Origin of the sequence: Halosolutus gelatinilyticus (assembly GCF_023028105.1) — an archaeon.
Lineage (GTDB): Archaea > Halobacteriota > Halobacteria > Halobacteriales > Natrialbaceae > Halosolutus > Halosolutus gelatinilyticus.
Window position 1 is genome coordinate 571,943 of sequence record NZ_CP095491.1, and the last position, 14,462, is coordinate 586,404.

The following is a 14,462-nucleotide window of genomic DNA, read 5'->3' on the forward strand; positions in this document are numbered from 1 at the left end:
TCACCGAAGTTCCCAGATCGATCACGTTCACGCAACTCACAGCCATAGCTATGTCAGAATCAGAGTCAGACTCACAGGAGCAGATCGCGGTCGTACTGCCGGACGGATCGGAACTCGCCGTCGACGCCGACGCGACGGTCGAGGATTGCGCCTACGAGATCGGCCCCGGGCTCGGACGCGACACCGTCGCCGGCAAACTCGACGGCGAACTCGTCGCCAAGGAGCAGCCGGTCTACGACGGCGCGAAGCTCGAAATCGTCACGGACCAGTCCGACGAGTACCTCGAAGTCATGCGCCACTCCGCGGCCCACTGTCTCGCACAGGCCGTCGAACGCCACTACGACGACGTCGACCTGGCGATCGGCCCGCCGACGGACGAGGGCTTCTACTACGACTTCGACAACCTCGACGTCGACGAGGAGGACCTCGCGGCTCTCGAAGACGAGATCGAAGAGATCATCGCGGCGGACTACGAGATCGAGCGCGAGGAGGTCTCGATCGAGGAGGCCGAAGAGCGCCTCGCGGACGAACCGTACAAACTCGAACTCCTGGAGGAGTTCGCCGACGAGAACGAGACCGTCTCGTTCTACAAACAGGGTGAGTGGGAGGACCTCTGTGCCGGCCCGCACGTCGACTCGACGGGCGATATCGGCGCCGTCGAACTGCTCGAGATCGCGGGCGCCTACTGGCGCGGCGACGAGGAAAACCCCATGCAGACGCGGATCTACGGCACCGCGTTCGAGGACGAGAGCGATCTCGAGGCGTTCCTCGAGCGCAAACGCGAGGCCGAGCAGCGCGATCATCGACGGATCGGCAACGAGATGAATCTGTTCTCGATCCAGGACGTCACCGGCCCCGGCCTCCCGCTGTACCATCCGCCTGGGAAGACGATCCTGAAGGAACTCGAAGACTTCGTGGAGGACCTCAATCAGGACGCGGGCTACGACTACGTCGAGACGCCCCACGTCTTCAAGACCGACCTCTGGCACCGATCGGGCCACTACGAGAACTACCAGGACGACATGTTCATCTTCGACGTGGGCGACGACGAGTTCGGCCTGAAGCCGATGAACTGTCCCGGCCACGCCGCCATCTTCCAGGACCAGTCCTGGTCGTACCGCGACCTGCCGATCCGCTACGCCGAGAACGGGAAGGTCTACCGCAAGGAGCAACGCGGCGAACTCTCCGGCCTCTCGCGCGTCTGGGCGTTCACGATCGACGACGGCCACCTGTTCATCCGGCCCGACCAGATCCAGAGCGAGGTCGAGCAGATCATGGACATGATCACGGACGTGCTCGACACGTTCGACCTCGAGTACGAGATGGCCCTCGCGACCAGACCCGAGAAGAGCGTCGGCAGCGACGAGATCTGGGAGCGGGCGGAGGCGCAACTCGAGTCCGTCCTCGAAGCTCGCGACCACGACTACGAGATCGAGGAGGGCGACGGCGCCTTCTACGGTCCGAAGATCGACTTCGCGTTCGAGGACGCGATCGGCCGCTCGTGGGACGGCCCGACGGTCCAACTCGACTTCAACATGCCCGAGCGGTTCGACCTCTCCTACGTGGGCGAGGACAACGAGGAGCACCGCCCGGTCATGATCCACCGCGCGCTGTACGGCAGCTACGAGCGGTTCTTCATGATGCTCATCGAGCACTACGAGGGCCGCTTCCCGCTGTGGCTCGCGCCCGAACAGCTCCGCGTGTTGCCGATCTCGGACGATAACCTGGCGTACGCGCGCGAAATCGCCGCCGAGTTCGACGACTTCCGCGTCGAGGTCGACGATCGCGACAGCACCTTGGAGCGGAAGATCCGGGCGGCCCACGACGATCGGGTTCCCTACCAGATCATCGTCGGTGACAACGAGGAGGACGCGGGGAACATCTCGGTCCGCGATCGCTTCGAAGACCAGGAGTACGACGTGTCGATCGAGGATTTCAAGGAGCACCTCGAAACCGAGCGCGACGAGCAGCGGACGCAGCCGGACTTCCTGCAGGACTGAGCCCCTCTCGATCTTCTTCGTCCGCACCTATCTTCTGAGGGCAGATTTGTATCGTTCAGTACGGCAAGATATTTACAATATATCTCTGAACTGATCGTATGTCCTCCTGTCAGCCCTCGAGACGCGACTTGCTCAGAACGGGGCTCGCGATGTCCTGTCTGGTCCTCGCCGGCTGTGCCGCCGATTCGACAGTCGGGCCGAACGAGAGTCCGATTCCGAGGGTCCCGAGGGTCCCGAAGATCGCATCTCGAATCCCGAGACCGCGTCGATCCGCGGAGATCCCGACGCGCCGCTCGTTCGGGTCTCGACCGAGGATGTCGACGCCGACGAAACCGACGACCCTCACGATGCCGACCAGGAACCCGACGACCTCCTCGTGTTGACCGACTCCGCAGACGTGGACGCTCTCGAGTACGACCGCGACCGCGATGGAAGCGACGACGTCCGCGAGTTGCTTGCGGCGACAGCCTTCGAAGCGGAGTCCGTGCTCGTCTATCAAGCGCGCGTCAGCGAGTGTTACGAACGGCGCCTCGAGTACGTCGACGCCGGAACGGACCGGTTCGGCCTCCAGTTCTGTCAGGTCGAGCGAGACGCATCAGTTGCCTGCGAGGTCGATCGCGAGCAACTGCAAGCGACGTTCGTCAGAGTGCCGGTCGCATACGAGGATACTCTGTCCGAGTGGAGCGTCGGCGACAGTTCGTCATGCAGAACGAACAGTACGAGTGACGACGGAGACGAAAGCGAAGCCGAAAACGACACCGCGAACGCGGAGGACGACGAATGACGCGACTCGAGCGACGAACGCTGCTCGGGGCGATCGGCACGGGAGCCCTCGGCGCCACTGCGGGTTGTCTGGATTTCGGGTTCCTCGAATCCGACGAACCCAGTCGACAGTTCGACGCCGACGAACTCGGACCGATTCTCGTGATGGACGTACCGGACGTCGTCCGGCCAGCGCCGGTGCAGCCGAGCGAGACGGCCGTCGAGGACGCCCGCGACCGGCTCGACGACCTAATTGCCACCGTTCCGGATCCGCTTTCAGTTGGCGACGTCCCGAACGAGGCCGTCCGAAGGGAGATCAATCGAAGACGCGAGGCAGCGCGCAGCGGACGCAAGTCGGTTGCAGAGTCGCCGGATCGGTTTCGGACCCTTCAACGGAGCATACGCGTACGCGCGCATGCCGGCGAAGCGGCGGCCGCGTTCGAAGCGGTCGCGGGCGAACGGTCCCGCGCGACCGTCGAATCCGAGCGGGACGAGATCCGAACGCGGCTCGAGCGACGGCGACGCGCCGTCGACCACGTCGGCGACCGGATTCAGCGAACGCTGCTACTCGAGTACCGGCTCGAGTACGAGCTAGCCCTGGCGGAGGATCGACTCGACGACGATCCGTCCAACGGCACGACTGGTGCCCTCGCCGTCGGGGAGATCGGCGGCGCCGTCGAGCGGGCCCGCGCGGCGGTCTCGTTCGGCGAGGTACTCGAGCGCCGACACGAGACGCGACTCGAGGACCGGCGATCGTTCGCCGATCGGTTCGAAACCGCGCTCGAGCGGTCGCTCGAATCGATCGACGCGGCGGACGTTCCGGACGAATCGACCGAACCGGCGGACCTGGTCGAGGCCGACGTCTCGGACACGTTCGCCGAACGGGTAGCACTCGAGGGGGCGATTCCGTTCGTGAACGCGGCCGAGTGGACGACCGAGGCCGCATCGAACGGGGAGACGGCAACGGCCCTCTGGAACGCCTGCGCGTTCGAACGCGACCGACGTGCGTTCGAGACGATACGCGACCGGATCGAAGACGGTGCTCACCGATCCCTCGAGTCGGTCGACGACGTCCGCGAAGTCCGCGAATCCGCGCTCGAGTCCGCGGCCGACGTTCCGTTCGAACCCGACGATCCGTCGCTCGGCGGAGATTTCCTCGCGTACGGCTACGAACAGCTCGGACGCATCGACGATCGGATCCGGGAGACGATCGGCGACGACTGGCAAACGGGCCTGTCCAGCGAGTACACAGATTACGTCGTGATCGGCGCACAACTCGGGGCGTTGCCCGAGGCCGTCGCCGTTCTCGAGGATCGCCTCGGCGAGTAGCCGATAGTCGATCGTCAGTTCGACGCGTGCTCGCCGGTAGTCAGTCGAGCGCGCGACCGTCTCGAGACAACCACACTTGTGGCTATCTTTCCCACACTTTACGATCGAAATACCCATACTTGCGGAATCGTGCATAGCTAGTATGAACAGAGCCGAGAAAGCAGCCCTCCAACTGCGAGCCGTCGACGTCTTGCGGATGTTGAAGCAGACGCGGACCTACGAGGAACTCGCCGAGACGACCGGGTTACCCGCGGGCGATCTCAACCGCTACGTCAACGGGCACGTCCTCCCGGGAACCGAGCGCGCTCGAGAAGTGGTCGGCGAACTCGGTCGGAGCGCGCTCGCCGAGGAGCTCGAGGCGCGAATCCGCGTCGACGACGAGGGGTACGTCGACAACTCCGCGACCGTCTTCGATCAGTCATTCCTCGACCTCGTCGCGCCCGTCGTCGCGAACGGGTACGAGTTCGATCGACCGGACGTCGTCCTCACCGCCGCGACCGACGGGATCACGCTGGCCGCCGCGCTCGCGAGCTACTACGGGACGCGCTGTGCCTACGCGAAAAAGCGCAAGGAGACCGCCGTCGAGGAGTTCATCGAGGCCCGCGAGCGCCTCCAGTCCGGGATCGAACTCACCTACTACCTGCCGGCGTCGGCGATTCACGCCGGCGAAACGGTGCTCGTGGTCGACGACCTCATCCGATCGGGCGAGACCCAGGAGCTCCTGCTCGACATCGTCGAAACCGCGGAAGCCGAAGCCGGCGGCGTCTTCGCGCTCATCGCCGCCGACGACGACGGCATCGAGCGCGCCCGCGAGCGGACCGACGCGCCGGTTGGCGCGCTCGCGAGGGTCTGATCGTCTCGCTCCGACGCGCACATCGTCCGGACAACCATCCTCGAACGGGTGTTCGCGGTCAGCAGGCTCGACGCGGTCAAGCTCGGCGTCTGAGTGTCCTGTTCTGCCGGCTTACCGAACGATCGTCACGGGAACGGGGGATCGGCGGGCGACGCTTTCTGCGACGCTTCCCAGGAGGATTCGACTCGCGCCGGTGCGACCGTGGCTGCCGATCACGATGTGATCGGCGTCGTGTCCCTCGACGTAGTCGACGATCGATCGAGAGACGCCGCCGACGACCTGTTCGGTCTCGATCTCGACGTCGTACTCGGCCGCGCGGTCGCGGGACCGATCGAGAATCCCCTCGCCGCGGCTCTCGTAGTGTCTTTGGATCTCCTGGTAGTTGGCCATCGCACCGCCTTCGACGCCGGACGCCGCATAGAAATCGCCCGGGTCGAGGACGTGCAGCGCCGTAATCTTCGCCTCGGGGTACTCCGTACAGGCGAATTCGAGGGCGTCGACCGATCGATCGGAGTCGTCGACGGGAACCACCACGTGTGCAGGCATAGCGGGTAGTACGTCAGTGTTCGAAATAAGTGTCCGGCCGGCCGTTCGGTCGACGTTCGGAGCGGGACACGTTCCAATCGAGCGGGGCGCTCGGATATGGTCATCGTATCGATCGACTGCGCCTAAGTCCAAGATAATAAACACCACTGTGTTTATTCGATCCGCATATTTGAATCTATACTGTCACAAATATACTCAGACACAGATGCGTATGATGGTAGTTCAGGACCAGATATAAGTAGACGACCGATCGCGGCTGGGTTTACGGGGCGGCTTCGCCTTGTTCCGGTCGAACGTAGCACATACGACCGACGAACTAGCGGTAGGTGGGATCGTACAGCACCTCGCACACGGACGACTATTGACGATCGAGGCGTGAAGGTCGGCGACGGCGCTTTCGATCGTTTTGAGAGGGGTTCAGGTGTCGAACCGAGGCGATCGGACGACGTAACCCGGCGCCCGCGGAGGATGGTGTGGGACCTATAATTTTTGAGACTAATAAAATTACTATCACAGAAAGAGGATATAAAATTCACAGTCACCATACGTCCCTGTGTTCATAATAAACTTTTTGGAGTTTACTTCGAGGTGGCTCGGGTGAACTGTGTCGCCGGCTCGGTTCGCACCCGCGTACGTCTCGACACCCTATCACGGACGCCGCCGGCGTTCAAAGCTTTACACCAGTATGGTTGTAAAATTCCGTTACGAATACGTGATATTCACCTCGACCATCTTGGCGGCGCGTCGGAGGAGGTCCGGCAGTTCCTCTCGGAACCGGTCGCCGTTGATTCGACGCGTCGGACCGGCGACGGTCAGCGCGCCCAGTAGTTCTCCCGTCTCTCGGTTCCGAATCGGCGTTCCGACGCCCCGCATTCCGTCGACGCGCTCTTCGTCGTCGAACGCGATGCCCGTCTCGCGGATCTCGGCCAGCTCGTCCTCCAGTTCGCCCCGATCGGTGATCGTCTGCGCCGTCTTGGCGGGTAATCCGTGCGCTTCCACGATCGCGTTCCGTCGTTCCTCGGGGAGGTGGGCGAAGATGGCCTTCCCGGCGCCGGTACAGTGGAGGTGCAGACGGATCCCGATGCGCGCGTCCGTGCGGACCGCTTGGTCCGTTCGATCGTAGTAGAGGTAGACCCCCCGACCGCGCTCTTCGACGGCGACCGCGGCCGATTCCCCCGTCTCGGCCGCCAGTTCGTTTACCACCGACTTCGTCACCGGGTACACCAGCTGTCTGCTGAGGGCGCTCGACGCGAGTCGAAGCGTCTTCAGGCTCACGCTGTACGATCGGTCCTCCTTGACGACGTAGCCGCACTCGCGGAACGTGTCGAGGTGGCGGTGAACGGTGCTTTTCGGTTGCCCGCTCGCGTCCGCGATCTCGGAGACGCCCGCCGTCCCCGCCTCCTGGAGCGTTTCGAGTATCTGGAGCGCCGTCGTAACCGATTTCATCGGGGCGGTGTCGTCTGCGGTCATCGATCGTCAGTCCCCTCGCACCCGTCCGTCAAAAAGGTTGTTCTAGGTCCCGGAATTAGTTTTCCACGCTGCAGAACAGATCCGCGAACGGCCCAGTTGGTAATAATTGATCAGTGATTTTTTTCGAGCGTGGGCAGCAAATCGAAACGATCGTTCCGTGAGTCGGAAAAGGGCCGAATGTATAATGTAACTATGGTATGAAACCAGTCACTCGATCGAGTGTCGATTCCGTCCCGTGCAACGGGGGCAATCGCTTGAGATGGAGTCTGAGACGGGATAATCGCGTTCGATTCGAATCCGTCCGGCTCGGAGCCGAGCCGGACGTATCTCCCAGCTGTATCGAATCATGACCCCCACAATCGGTAGATACTTATACCATCAGTTCAGACGTTGTCCCGGTGTACCACACCAATGAGCATGTTAGGCGCGATCGGGATCCTTGCGGTGTTTGCGATATTCGGCATCCTCATGATGACCGAGACTGTGCCGACGTTCGTCGCACTCGCCGCAATGGCTCTCGGGATCGCAGCGGTCGGCGGTCTCGGATACGAACAGATACTGAACGACGTAATCGTGGACGGATCGACCCGCCTTAGCACGGCCTTCGTCGCCGTCTTCTTCGGCGCCGCACTCGGCGCCGTCGTCGAGCAGACGGGGATCGCCGAGGACCTGGTGAAGTCGGCGGCCGAACTCGGCGGGGACAGCCCGTTCATGGTCGCGATCCTCCTGTACGTCGCGGTGGCGGTCATCGCGACGAGCATCTCCGGTCTCGGGGCGTTCATCATGATCGCGACGATCGTGTTCCCGATCATGGTGAGCATCGGCTTCCCCCGGAAGATTACCGTGGGGATCGTCCTGCTCGGCTACGCGAACGGCGTGATGTTCAACCCCGCGAACTGGGTCTTCTACGCGGACGTCACGGGGATCGAACTGGAGAACGTGATGACCTGGGCGCTGCCGACGGGCGCCGCCGCGCTCCTCGCGGGCCTCGGGTATATTACGTACCAGACCCGAACGACCTCGCTCCAGGCGACGTGGGCGGAAACGGACGGTGGCTCCGACCAGTTCGACTCGAGCGTTCCGACGTACGCCCTTCTCTCGCCCATCATTCCCGTCATCCTGGTCGTCGCCGGCCTCCCGGTGCTTCCGGCGTTCGTCGTCGGTATCCTGTTCGCCGCCGTCGCGAGCAAACCCGGCCTCAAGGGGATCACGAACCCGAAACGGACGCTCAACCAGGTGACACAAGCGTTCCACGACGGGATTTCGAGCGCCGCGCCGGCCATCGCCCTGATGGTCGCCATCGGGTGGCTGCTGAAGGCCGTCTTCGCCGAGTCCGTCTCGACGACGATGGAGCCGCTCCTCTCGGCGATCATCCCGGAGAACATGTTCCTCTACGCGGCGATGTTCATCGTCCTCGCGCCGCTGGCGCTCTACCGCGGCCCCCTGAACCTCTGGGGCCTCGGCAGCGGGATCATCGGCGTCCTCGCCGCGATCGGCATCAATCCCGCGCTGATCACCACGACCGCGGTGAGCGCGCTTCGCGTGCAGGCGCCCGCGGACCCGACCAACACGCACAACGCGTGGGCCGCCGACGAGATGGACGTTAACGTCAACTCGATCACTAAGAGCGTCCTCCCGTTCGCCTGGGTGACCGCAGCCGCAGGTATTATTGCCTCGGTCTATCTCTTCGGACTATAAGAAACAATGAGCAAAATTCGAGTCGGAATCGACGTCGGCGGAACGTTCACGGACGCGGTCGCTGTCGATAGCGAATCGCTCGAACTCAAAGAGCAAGTCAAAGTCCCGACGACCCACGACGCGGACGAGGGGGTCGCCGCGGGCATCGTGCAGGCGGCGTCGCAGATACTGGACGACATCGACGCGTCCCCGGAGGACGTCGTGTTCCTCGCCCACGGGACGACGCAGGCGACCAACGCCCTCCTCGAAGGCGACGTCGCGAAAGTCGGCGTCATCGGCATGGGCGCGGGGCTGAAGGGCCGTCGGGGCAAGACGGAGACGGACGTCGAGGACATCGACCTGAAGAACGACCAGGTCATCGAGACGACCCACGCCTTCGTCTCCCTCGACGACGGCGTGCCCGAGTCGGCGGTCCGGGATATCCTCGATCGGTTCGACGACGAGGGTGTCGAGGCCGTCGTCGCGAGCCAGGTGTTCGGCGTCGACGATCCGCGGGCCGAAGAGCACGTCTGCGAACTGGCCCGCGAGGCCGGGTTCGCCGCGATCGGCGCGAACGTCGTCTCCAAGCGGTACGGGCTGAAGGTCCGGACGCGGACGGCCGTCGTCAACGCGAGCATCCTCCCGCGGATGATGGAAACGTCGCGATCCACCGCGGCCGGCATCGAGGGGATGGGCGTCACCGCCCCGCTGATGATCATGCGCTCCGACGGCGGCGTGATGGAGATCGACGAGATGCGACGGCGGCCGATTCAGACCATCCTCTCGGGGCCGGCGGCAGGGGTCGCGGGGGCGCTCATGTACGAGAACGTGACCGACGGCATCTTCATCGAGGTCGGCGGCACGTCGAGCGACATCAGCATCATCGAAAAGGGTCAGCCCAAGTGGAAGGCCGCGGAGATCGGCGATCACACCACGTTCCTCGAGACGCTGGACATCCGGACCGAAGGGGTAGCCGGCGGCTCGATGATCCGAATCGAAGACGGCGACGTCGTCGCGTCGGGACCGCGAAGCGCCCACATCGCGGACCTCCCGTACGCGGTGTACGCCGACCCCGAAGACATCGCCGAACCGAAGCTCGTCCGCGTCCACCCGAAGGAGGGGGATCCGGCGTACGTCGCCGTCGAGACGGCGAGCGGTGACCGGTACGCGGTCACCCCGAGCGGCGCGGCGAACCTGCTCGGTCTGGTCGATCGGGACGCCTACGCGGCCGGGAACCCGGAAGCCGCGAGGCGCGCGTTCGAACCGATCGCCGCGGAACTGGGGACGGACGTGGAGTCCGCCGCGGAGCGCGTCCTCGAGGTGAGCGTCCAGCAGATCCAGCCGGTCATCGAGAACATCATCGACGAGTACGACCTCAACCCCGACCTGCTCGAACTCGTCGGGGGCGGCGGCGGCAGCGCCGCGCTCCTCCCGTACCTCTCGGAGACGACGGAGTACGGCGTTCGCCTGGCCACGAACCACGAGACGATCAGCACCATCGGCGTCGCGCTCGCCATGGTCCGAGACGTCGTCGAGCGGAACGTGATGGACCCCTCCGAGGAGGAGATCGAGCGTCTCCGGCGCGAGGCGATCGACTCCGTCATCGGGATGGGGGCGAACCAGGAGACCGTCGAGGCGAAGGTGGAGTACGACGCGTCCCGGAACCTCCTCCGCGCGGAGGCCGAAGGGTCGACCGAACTGCAGACGCGCGACCTCTCGCAGGGCGCGGTCGGCGCGGACGATCGCTTGGAGGCCGCCGCCGCGGCCCTGGACGCCGACGCCGGCCGAATCGACGCCGACGCGTCTACCGACGGCCTCCACGTGTACGTGGCGGACGAGACCACCGAGCGGTTCTTCGGACTGCTCTCGAAGACGCGGACGAAGACGACGGTCGTGGACGCCGCCGGCGTCGTCAAACTGAAACTCGAAGACGCGGCCGTCTACGAGGCGCGCGGCGAATCGCTGACGCGAACCGTCGAACGGGTCCTGAACAGGGAATCCGTGTTCAGCAACTCGGCGACGAAGCTGCCGAACATCTACATCGCACAGGGGAACCGCCTCGTCGACATCAGCGGCATGTCGACGCGCGACCAGGTGCTCTCGCTGGTCGACATCGAACTCGAGGACGTCGGTCCCGACGAGGAACTCGTCATCGTCGCGGAGAAACCATGAGCGCGGGAGACGCGCTCCGATCCGACGAAGCGGGGAGCGCCATCGATCGCCGCGCGCGGGCGCTCGGCGAGTCGCGGGCGCGCGAACTCCTGTCCGCACACGGGACGGACGACATGTGGGAACTCGCGACGAACGAGGGCGTCGCCGTTAGGCGGAGCGAATGGGACGGCGTCGACGGCCTCCGCCTCTTCGGAACGTACGCGGACGGCGTGATCACCCTCTACGACGAACAGATTCCCGACCTCGCGAACGAACTCGGCGTCTCAGAATCCCTCGCCGTCGACTTCGTGGTCGCACACGAACTCGGACACCACGTCCTCGACGGTGGCGATCTCGACATCGACGCTCCGACGACAAAAGCGACTCGACGTCCGGCGTGGCGTCGATTCCTCTCGTCGTGGCTCGGCGACCGCGCCGACGAGCGGGCGCTCGAAGAGCGGGCGGCGCACTGGTTCGCGCTCGCGCTCCTCGACGATCGGCTTCCGCGAACGATTCGCGCGGACCGACACCGATAATTGAATATTCGACATACACTCAACCACTATGGACACTCACGCATTACAGCACGAAACGTACGACACCGTCGTCGTCGGCGGAACGGCGGGCGGTATCGCGACCGCGGTTCGCGCCGCGCGAGAAGGCACACCGACGCTCCTGGTCACGTACAACGAACAACTCGGCGGGATGATGGCCGGCGGGCTGAGTTACACCGACACTCTGGTGATGAAACCCCGGGCGCCGATCCTCGACGAATTCTTCGAGCGTGTTCGGGAGCACTACGAGACGGCGTACGGGAGAGAATCGCGCCAGTACGAGTACTGCGAGGATGGGTACATCTTCGAGCCGCACGTCGCCGAGGAGACGTTCGAGGCGCTCGTCGCCGACGAGGACGACCTGACCGTCGTCCGAGGCTACTATCCCGAGTCGGTGACTCGCTCGAACGGCACAGTGAACGCGGTCGCGTTCGAGTCGTTCGACGGGGACGACTCGTTCGCTGTCAACGGATCCGTGTTCGTCGACGCGACCTACGAGGGCGACCTCCTGGCGACGGCGGGCGTCTCGTACCGGGTCGGTCGCGAGTCGCGATCGGAACACGACGAGCAGTTCGCCGGCCGAATCTTCACCGGAATCCGCGGCGATCGGTACTACCCCCGCGAGGCGGTCGGTCACGCCGACGATAGCGCGCCGATGGACCGACGCGGACCGCTCCACGTGCCCGAGGAGAAACGGCAGGGGGAACTCGACCTACGGCCGCACCCTGCGGGACTGACGGAGATCTTCCCGGGGAGCGACGGCAGCGGCGACGACGCCATCCAGGCGTACAACTACCGGCTCTGTCTGTCGCGCGACCCCCAGAACCGTCGGCTCCCCGCTCGGCCGGAGAGCTACGACCGCGAGGAGTTCCTCGAGGAACTCGAGGATGTTCGCGAGTCCGGGCTCCGGTCGTATCTGTCGCTCCGCTACCTCCCGAACGACAAGGCCGACATGAACTCGGCCGACCTGCCGGGGCAGAACTACGACTACCCGGAGGGATCGTGGGAGACCCGCGAGGCGATCGCGCGCAGACACCGCGAGTACGCGCTCGGCCTCCTGTACTTCCTCCAGAACGACGAGGCGGTTCCGGACGATATCCGCTCCGACGCGCGGGAGTGGGGACTCGCCGCCGACGAGTTCGTTGACAACGACAACTTCCCGTGGCAGTTCTACGTCCGCGAAGCGCGCCGACTCGACGGACGGTACACGTTCACGGAGCGGGACGCCCGGTTGGCGCCCGGCCTCGATCGGGCGCCGGTCCACGACGACGCCGTCGCCTTCGCCGAGTATCCGCTCGACTCCCACGCCTGTCGCGAGGTCCGCCGGTCTGGCGGGCAGCCCGAAGGCTTCTTTTACGCCTCGCAGGTGACGCGACCGTCGCAGATACCGTACCGCGCGCTGCTCCCGAAGGACGTGAGCAATCTCGTGGTTCCCGTCGCCGTCTCGTCGACTCACGTCGGCTACGGCACCATCAGACTCGAACCGACCTGGATGCACATCGGCGAGGCCGCGGGGGTCGCTGCGTCGCTCGCAAACGAACGCGACCTGCCGCCCGCGGCGCTCGACGCGGACGCGCTCCAGCGCCGCCTCGCCGAGGCCGGCGTCTCCCTGTCGTTCTTCAACGACGTCGACGCGGCGACCGACGAGCCGTGGGCGCCGGCGGTGCAGTACCTCGCGACGAAGGGCTTCTTCGAGTCGTACGACGTTCGGCCGACCGAGCCGCTCACCCGATCGGTCGCCGAGGCGTGGGCGATCGCGACGGCGTCCGTGATCGACGGCGGTGCGGACGACGCGACCGAACGCGCGACGGCGGTACGGGCGGACGTACGCGCCGGAACGGACGCTCCGGTCACCGGGAGCGAGTTCGTGGCGATGTTACGGTCCGAACTCGACGGCGCCGAGCTCTCCACCGACGGAATCGACGAGGACGAGGCCGACGAACCGATCGCTCGCGGCGAAGCCTGTCGGCTCGTCTACTCGGTGCTCGGTTCCGCGCGAAACGAATAAGGCTGGTGATTCCGACGCCAGCGGATAGTTGCTTCCCGCAGGACGTCGAACGGAACCGAGACGAAGCGTCGTCGATCCTCATACTCGATCGATTGCGTCGATTTCCTTCCGATCACCGCGTCCGTTCGAGCAGCCCTTTCATGTAGCCGATCGCGAACAATCGCCCCTTCGTGTGGTAGCCGGGGTTGGCGTTCGACTCGCCGGCCATCGTCGGCACGTGGTCGGGTCGCATCGGGCCTTCGAACCCGATCTCTCGATACGCTCGCACGGCCGCGAGCATGTCCGTCGGGCCGTCGTCGTGCCACGTCTCGACGAACGCGTCGGCGTCCCCGTCGACGTCGCGGAAGTGGACGAAGTTGATGCGATCGCCGAAGTGACGGATCGTCTCCGGAACGTCGACGCCCATCGCCGCGAAGTTCCCCTGGCAGAACGTCACCCCGTTGTGCTCGCTCTCGTAGCTCCCGAGCACTCGATCGTACGCGTCGACGCTGGTTATGATTCTGGGAACCCCTCGAACGTCCTCTCGGGGCGGGTCGTCCGGGTGGAGGCCGAGTTTCACGCCCGCTTCTTCGGCGACCGGAACGACCCGATCGAGGAAGTACTCCAGGTTCTCCCAAAGTTCCGCTTTCGATACCCCGGCCGCCTCGTGAGTGGGGCCGCCGAGCATCTTCTCGTTCTCGTAGGCGGTGACGTACGACCCGCCGCGGGACTCGACGTGAGCGCTCGTCCGGGCCCAGCGGATGCCGGCCATCCAATCGTAACAGACGACCGGGATTCCGAGGTCGCCGCAGTCCCGGAGAAATTGCTGGAACGCGGCGATCTCCTCGTCGCGGCCGTCGCGTCCGAGGCGGGTTTCGTCCGTTAGCGGGACGCTTCCCTCCACGACGGAAACCGTCAGCCCGGCGTCTTCGAACCAGTTGCAGATGCGACGGAGGTGATCGTAGTCCCAGAGCTGCGTCCCGTCGCCGATTTCGAGCGTGTGAATCACGGTGTCCGTGACGCCGATCTGTTTCGCGAGTTGCCAACGATCGTCCGGTTCCGGCGGTAGTACTAGGGCTGGGCGAACCATGGTACACGATGAAAACACCAGGTAATAAAGATTGGCACTCGGG

The 14,462-nt window shown here is 64.8% G+C and carries 12 protein-coding genes; 8 read left to right on the plus strand and 4 right to left on the minus strand.

What is annotated here, in order from left to right; translation table 11 throughout:
- Window positions 1–50 precede the first annotated feature (50 nt).
- On the plus strand, window positions 51–2,000 hold the full coding sequence (gene thrS / locus MUH00_RS02860) for a threonine--tRNA ligase (protein WP_247002267.1): 1,950 nt from the start codon (window positions 51–53) through the stop codon (window positions 1,998–2,000).
- 109 nt (window positions 2,001–2,109) lie between these two features.
- Here thrS and MUH00_RS02865 read toward each other — a convergent pair whose 3' ends face one another.
- Window positions 2,110–2,346 carry a hypothetical protein gene (locus tag MUH00_RS02865; RefSeq protein WP_247002268.1) on the minus strand — a complete coding sequence of 79 codons (237 nt, stop codon included), beginning with the start codon at window positions 2,344–2,346 and terminating at the stop codon, window positions 2,110–2,112.
- Between the two features lie 33 nt (window positions 2,347–2,379).
- On the opposite strand from MUH00_RS02865, the gene MUH00_RS02870 reads away from it, so the two are divergent.
- The 3 genes from MUH00_RS02870 (at window position 2,380) to MUH00_RS02880 (ending at window position 4,944) form a co-directional block, all read left to right on the plus strand.
- The gene (locus tag MUH00_RS02870; protein ID WP_247002269.1) at window positions 2,380–2,784 is read left to right on the plus strand and encodes a hypothetical protein; all 405 of its coding nucleotides are present in this window, start codon (window positions 2,380–2,382) and stop codon (window positions 2,782–2,784) included.
- Window positions 2,781–4,091: a hypothetical protein gene (locus tag MUH00_RS02875; protein ID WP_247002270.1), complete on the plus strand. Its 1,311-nt coding sequence runs from the start codon at window positions 2,781–2,783 to the stop codon at window positions 4,089–4,091. Before MUH00_RS02870 ends, MUH00_RS02875 begins: the two co-directional genes overlap by 4 nt.
- Window positions 4,092–4,233: 142 nt before the next feature.
- Entirely contained in the window at window positions 4,234–4,944 is a 711-nt protein-coding gene (locus MUH00_RS02880; RefSeq protein WP_247002271.1) for a phosphoribosyltransferase family protein, read from the plus strand.
- A 111-nt stretch (window positions 4,945–5,055) separates the two neighbouring features.
- Here MUH00_RS02880 and MUH00_RS02885 read toward each other — a convergent pair whose 3' ends face one another.
- Window positions 5,056–5,490, minus strand: coding sequence for a universal stress protein (locus tag MUH00_RS02885; RefSeq protein ID WP_247002272.1), 435 nt, complete (start codon window positions 5,488–5,490; stop codon window positions 5,056–5,058).
- 702 nt (window positions 5,491–6,192) lie between these two features.
- Entirely contained in the window at window positions 6,193–6,960 is a 768-nt protein-coding gene (locus tag MUH00_RS02890) for an IclR family transcriptional regulator (RefSeq protein ID WP_247002273.1), read from the minus strand.
- A gap of 411 nt (window positions 6,961–7,371) precedes the next feature.
- On the opposite strand from MUH00_RS02890, the gene MUH00_RS02895 reads away from it, so the two are divergent.
- From MUH00_RS02895 to MUH00_RS02910, 4 genes are read left to right on the plus strand one after another with little or no spacing between them, the layout of a single operon-like run.
- Window positions 7,372–8,658, plus strand: coding sequence for a Na+/H+ antiporter NhaC family protein (locus tag MUH00_RS02895; protein ID WP_247002274.1), 1,287 nt, complete (start codon window positions 7,372–7,374; stop codon window positions 8,656–8,658).
- Between the two features lie 6 nt (window positions 8,659–8,664).
- Entirely contained in the window at window positions 8,665–10,809 is a 2,145-nt protein-coding gene (locus MUH00_RS02900) for a hydantoinase/oxoprolinase family protein (RefSeq protein ID WP_247002275.1), read from the plus strand.
- On the plus strand, window positions 10,806–11,324 hold the full coding sequence (locus MUH00_RS02905) for an ImmA/IrrE family metallo-endopeptidase (protein ID WP_247002276.1): 519 nt from the start codon (window positions 10,806–10,808) through the stop codon (window positions 11,322–11,324). Before MUH00_RS02900 ends, MUH00_RS02905 begins: the two co-directional genes overlap by 4 nt.
- A 28-nt stretch (window positions 11,325–11,352) precedes the next feature.
- Window positions 11,353–13,350: an FAD-dependent oxidoreductase gene (locus MUH00_RS02910; protein WP_247002277.1), complete on the plus strand. Its 1,998-nt coding sequence runs from the start codon at window positions 11,353–11,355 to the stop codon at window positions 13,348–13,350.
- A 112-nt stretch (window positions 13,351–13,462) separates the two neighbouring features.
- Here MUH00_RS02910 and MUH00_RS02915 read toward each other — a convergent pair whose 3' ends face one another.
- Window positions 13,463–14,419, minus strand: a complete 957-nt coding sequence (locus MUH00_RS02915) for a mannonate dehydratase (protein ID WP_247002278.1) — start codon at window positions 14,417–14,419, stop codon at window positions 13,463–13,465.
- Between the last annotated feature and the right edge of the window lie 43 nt (window positions 14,420–14,462).